General features: G+C 55.1%; 4 protein-coding genes, 1 tRNA gene and 1 pseudogene. 5 read left to right on the top strand and 1 reads right to left on the bottom strand.

Going from position 1 to position 4604, the window contains the following annotated elements:
* The 4 genes and pseudogenes from IRZ56_RS22840 to IRZ56_RS22835 form a co-directional block, all read left to right on the top strand.
* Positions 1-900 (top strand): annotated as a pseudogene (locus IRZ56_RS22840) (hypothetical protein); the annotation flags it as partial.
* Positions 901-918: 18 nt separating this feature from the next.
* Complete coding sequence (locus IRZ56_RS23335; protein WP_328312103.1) at positions 919-1695, top strand: DUF6708 domain-containing protein; 777 nt, start codon at positions 919-921, stop codon at positions 1693-1695.
* Positions 1696-1922: 227 nt separating this feature from the next.
* Positions 1923-2381: a DUF6708 domain-containing protein gene (locus IRZ56_RS23330; RefSeq protein WP_328312101.1), complete on the top strand. Its 459-nt coding sequence runs from the start codon at positions 1923-1925 to the stop codon at positions 2379-2381.
* Between the two features lie 233 nt (positions 2382-2614).
* On the top strand, positions 2615-3763 hold the full coding sequence (locus tag IRZ56_RS22835; protein WP_196147020.1) for a M14 family metallopeptidase: 1149 nt from the start codon (positions 2615-2617) through the stop codon (positions 3761-3763).
* Positions 3764-3918: 155 nt separating this feature from the next.
* On the opposite strand, the gene IRZ56_RS22830 is transcribed toward IRZ56_RS22835, so the two are convergent.
* Positions 3919-3993, bottom strand: a tRNA-Gln gene (locus tag IRZ56_RS22830).
* A 283-nt stretch (positions 3994-4276) separates the two neighbouring features.
* On the opposite strand from IRZ56_RS22830, the gene IRZ56_RS22825 reads away from it, so the two are divergent.
* On the top strand, positions 4277-4519 hold the full coding sequence (locus IRZ56_RS22825; protein ID WP_196147019.1) for a DUF465 domain-containing protein: 243 nt from the start codon (positions 4277-4279) through the stop codon (positions 4517-4519).
* Positions 4520-4604 lie beyond the last annotated feature (85 nt).

Below are 4604 nucleotides of genomic sequence, written 5' to 3'. Positions count from 1 at the left end.
GCTACAGGACGAGCTCTCGAAACGCTGCGGCCGCAAAAACTCATGGCTGCGCAAAATCCGACTGTTGGGTTTGGGGGGCAGATCGCCAAATTTGGCGGAGGTATTGCGGCGGCAGCTGGGTTGATGGATGCGGTGCAGTACGTTTTCGCTGGCATTCGGGTCAGCGGTCAAGGAGATAAAGGTGCCGCAAATAACTATTGGACCGCAGGACCAATAGCAGGAATTTCCTCATTTTTTGGAGTAGCTGCAATTTTCGTTGGGAGCAGCACACTACTAGGCCCGCTCGGAATTGCCATTCTGCTAGGACTTTCAGCTTATGCCATCGCCACTCAAGCGAAGCGGGAGGTATCTACACCACTTGAATTATGGGCACGTAAAAGTAGGTGGGGGGTTCCACTAGAACACAGAGCCTGGCAAAGCGAGACAGAACAAGACATCGCGACAAGTGCCCTGAATGGAGCCATCCTGGGCATTACTGCTAATACAGATATACATGTCGACTTTCAAAGACATCTAGGCTCGCCTCACTTCACCATCGGCGAAACATATTCGGTCGCCTCGACCAAAAGATTGTCTTATCACATGACCATACCTAACTTCCACAGCAAGTACTCCCGCTACGAGTGGCAATTAAACACGTACCGCCCCAACACCCCTGAGCCCGAGCATACTTACAGTGGCAACAGTGAAGAATTAAACCAAGAAGAAAACCGAACACTTACCCAAGCTAATGCGGCAGACGCAACGTATACACCTCAACAGACCATAACCATCCAGAACTCAATAATCTTGGACGAGCATGATATGACGCATGCCATTGAGTTGTCCCTCAGCTACTGGCCAGATAAGTCAGACCTTTCCCGACTCGCTCAAGTCATAGTAAAAAAAGACAAAATCTGACTTTCGGAGAAATAACACATGATATATAAAGGCCCATTACTTGATCCACCTTGCCGCGGATGGACAAAGGACCTCCCGCTCCCAAACGAAGCATCGAACGAAGAACACATAACCACAGCCCCCGCAGTAAACTGGATGAATGAAATCCATTTGGAGCTCCCTCGAAAAAACTTCCACCATCGAAACTTAATGCTGACTTTTAGCCTTCTCTCATTACTTCTACTCCTCCCCCCCATAGCCATAATCACAGACAGCCTTATAAGTAATGACTATTCATTTCTAGGCAGTGGGGTGGCAACTGTAATTATTGTGATATGGGGCGCGACCTTCTGTTTTAGATTAGCAGCTTCACCGCCACGCGACGAACCCATACGATTTAATCGGGCACGCCAAAAAATATACGCCTATAACTTCAAGTATTGTTGGTGGAAGTCATTCGGACATATGCCAACCGAAGTAGTCTCCTATAGCTGGTCAGATGTTCGTGCCGAGAGCTGGAGAGAACGAGCTAGCTTCCAAGGCGCATCGGTTTTAAAATGGGGCGTCATGCTTTCTATAGTAGAGTCAGGTACCAATAAGGTAATTGACCGCTTTCCTTTGAGCAGCCTGGGGCTGGACGAAGCCGTCTGGACGTATGTTTGTACCTACATGCAAGAAGGCCCGACGAGCCTGCCATTGCCGAACCCGCCACTGGACCATAACGATGTACTTTGGTGCAATATCGCAAAACGTCTGGCGCCAAAGGTCGAATGGCCAGCGGAGATCGATAGGGAGTCGAGAACAGCGCCCAGTTGAACGGAGAGGGCTATGGCGGTGCGATCATGCCAGCGCTGTATGCGGGCGGCATGTTCAAGATGAGGAAAAGGTGAAGAGCGAAGGATGAACGCTGGCAAGCCGGACCTGTGGAGTGGCCTCGCCCCGCGATGGGCTACGCCGCAGCCCCGGATGATCAAGGACTGGCAAGATCAGCCAGGCCAAATGGATAACAGCCTCTATTCGGCACGATTATTGGAATATGGGTATTGACCGCCGGCTTCAGATATGAGATTTCGACCCCACGCGACGAGCCCATACGTTTCAATAGAGCCCGGCAAAAAATCTATGCTTACAACTTCACATATTTCAAACGCTGGCCAATTGAAGTCGTCTCGTATGACTGGGCTCAGGTTCGAGCAGAGCGTTGGAGAAAGCGTGCTAGAACCCCACAAGGCATAACCATTGACAAACAGGGAGTAATGCTATCCATTATACAACCAGACACAAATGAAGTAGTTGACCGCTTCCAACTCAGCACGCCGAATGTCGACGACCTCGTCTGGAAATACATCTGCCTTTACATGCAGCGCGGGCCCTCAGCCCTTCCCCCACCTCCCCCGCCCAAAAATCACGATGATATCCCTTGGTACAATATTTCTAAAAATCTCGCACCAAAAGTGCAATGGCCAAAGGACATAGATATTGAATCGCGAACCGCTCCTTAACCATCGCGCCATAGCCGCCATGCATCATCATTACGCAGCCTTGGCTACAGCGGGTTTTAGTCAGCTTCCAGCCACCCAGTATTCGTACCATTTCTAAATGGAGAGCGCCCTAAACTGGACGGAGAACCACGTCCCGCCTCTCGGAAACGCATGGCAAGTCGAATCAAGAGGACGCGGCAACTCCTCCAAGCGGTGTAAAGTACACTCCACAACAAAGCCACAGGAGCCTGGCAATGACCGTGACGCTGTCCCCGCTACACATCGACTGCGATTTCGATTCCGGCAATATCCAGGTACTGGATGCCAGCGACCCTGGCCGTGTACACCTGGCCATCCGTCCCGACACCAACAGCGGCCACTTCCAGTGGTTCCACTTCAAGGTCAGCGGCCTGACCCCGGGCCACACTCACCGTTTCAGCCTGGACAACGCCCACCAGTCTTCCTACAAGAATGCCTGGACCGGCTATCAGGCCGTGGCCTCCTATGACCAGAAGACCTGGTTCCGCATCCCCAGCCAGTTCGACGGCAAGGCGCTCAACTTCGAACTCGAGGCCGAACAGGAACAGGCCTGGTTCGCCTATTTCGAGCCCTACCCTCGCGCACGCCATAACCAATTGATCGAACGTGCCAGGCAATTGCCCGGCGTCGAACTGCTGGCCTGCGGGCGCAGTGTGCAAGGTCGCGATATTCCGCTGCTGCGTGCGGGCGACGGCGCCGCCGGCAAGCGCAAGATCTGGCTGATCGCCCAGCAGCACCCGGGCGAACACATGGCCGAATGGTTCATGGAGGGCGTGATCGACCGCCTGCAAGCCAATGACGGTATCGTCCAGGCACTGCTGGCCGAGGCCGACCTGTACCTGATCCCCAACATGAACCCCGACGGCGCCTTCCTGGGCCACCTGCGCACCAACTTCAAGGGCAAGGACCTCAACCGCGCCTGGCAGGACGCCAGCGTCGAGTTCAGCCCGGAAGTGTTCTTCGCCCAGTCGCAAATGAAGCAGTACGGGGTGGATGCCTTCATCGATGTTCATGGTGATGAAGAAATCCCCCACGTGTTCACCGCTGCCTGCGAAGGCAACCCCGGCTACACGCCGCGCCTGTCGAAGCTCGAGGAGCAGTTCCGCAGCACGCTGTGCAGCGTGACGCCAGATTTCCAGACCGTGCACGGCTACACCCGCGACGAGCCGGGCCAGGCCAACATGACCTTGGCGTGCAACGCCGTGGGTCAGGCTTACGACTGCCTGTCGCTGACCTTGGAAATGCCGTTCAAGGATCATGACGATGCGCCCAACCCGGTCACCGGGTGGTCGGGTGCACGGTCCAAGGCGCTGGCAGGCGCGGTGTTGGAGACCTTAGGGAAGATGGTCAAGGATCTGCGCTGAATGGCCTGACGCAATCGCGGGACAAGCCCGCTCCTACAGGGGTCAGCGTTGCCCCGCGATTGCAGACGTATTGACGCCACAAGGCTTAACGGAAGACAGGAAAGGGAGCTGTAGGCCTGGGCGCAGAATAAAACGAAGAAAATATCGGGAGAAAATGGCAGGGGCGGCTGGATTCGAACCAACGCATGGCAGGATCAAAACCTGCTGCCTTACCGCTTGGCGACGCCCCTGTATCGGATACGACGAATGCCTGTGCACTGTCGCTCTGAAGGCTCACTGACAACAACGCTGGGTCGCTGTGCTGGAATGGCCGGCACTATACCAACAGTCTTTCCACCTGGGAACCCCCAAGGTGAAAAAAAATGCTTTAAAACAGCAAGTTAGTTCTCTTCCCCTGGTTTCGATCGCCCGAGGTAATGCCATCCGTCGCATTTTCCCGGCCTCGCTTCAACAACCGCGGCTTCCTTCATTCCAATCAGGTAAGCAAAGCCTGAGCATCACAAGGAGGGCGCCATGCCAGTTTCCCATGACCTCTACCAGGACCTTCACTACCCGCGCGAGATCGTCCAGCAGCGGCGCCAACAGGACCAGGAGCTTGACCGGTTGCTGGATGAATATGTAGACATCGACAACCAAGTGCTTGCCGCCGAGGCGATCTCGGCCGGCAATGTCAGTGACGATGACCTGCACCGGCTCAAGGAGCGGCGCCTGGCGGTCAAGTACATGATCGAGCGGCAGTTGGAGCGGCATAAGTAAGGGGCCGCTGCGCGGCTCTTTCGCGGGCCAAACCCCCACCGACAAGGCGGGTGGGGCGCCCGGTTGGGGCCGGGGTGGGGGGCGG

This window comes from Pseudomonas guariconensis (assembly GCF_015680235.1).
Taxonomy (GTDB): domain Bacteria; phylum Pseudomonadota; class Gammaproteobacteria; order Pseudomonadales; family Pseudomonadaceae; genus Aquipseudomonas; species Aquipseudomonas guariconensis_A.
The sequence above is the reverse complement of the archived record's forward strand: the minus strand, read 5'-3'. Positions and strand labels throughout refer to the sequence as shown.